Consider the following 480-nt stretch of genomic DNA (forward strand, 5'->3'; position numbering starts at 1 on the left):
CGCGTTCGAGAAGGCGCTACCTGAGAAGATCCGCAAGAACGCCGTCCAGTGCATCGAATACCTGGTCACGTCCTCACCTGGCGCGTTCGAGAACCGGAACGCTGACCAGGAGGCGTATTTGGGGTCACGACACGAAAGTGTATTTTACGTACGCTTAGGGTGAACACCTACAGAACCGCCAGCATTGGGGTTCAAGCGACAAGCAGGGATGCAGGCACCCGAAGCGGACGTAACGCGCCCGCTTCGGGCTGCTCATCGACATTCCAGCGATAGTCCCCTGTCAGAGAGATATGCTCCCAGCCGAGGGGTGCAATATGCCGCGCCAGGTCATCGGAAATGCCGAGCGTTGCGATGGCAGACTGAAGATAGCGCGTATTCCATAGGATAACCGCTGCCACCAGCAGGTTTAAACCTGACGCTCGATAAGCCTGATTTTCAAAACGCCGATCCCGCAGTTCACCAAGCTGGTTGAAGAAGAGC

At 56.7% G+C, this 480-nt stretch carries 1 protein-coding gene; it reads right to left on the reverse strand.

Annotation, left to right across the window (positions count from 1 at the left end; all coding sequences use genetic code 11):
- Window positions 1–191: 191 nt before the first annotated feature.
- Window positions 192–480, reverse strand: a 289-nt coding sequence (locus KP705_RS17300; protein WP_215765168.1) for a Tn3 family transposase, incomplete at its 5' end; no start/stop codon positions are given.

This window comes from Gluconobacter sp. P1D12_c (assembly GCF_018812105.1).
Lineage (GTDB): Bacteria > Pseudomonadota > Alphaproteobacteria > Acetobacterales > Acetobacteraceae > Gluconobacter > Gluconobacter oxydans_A.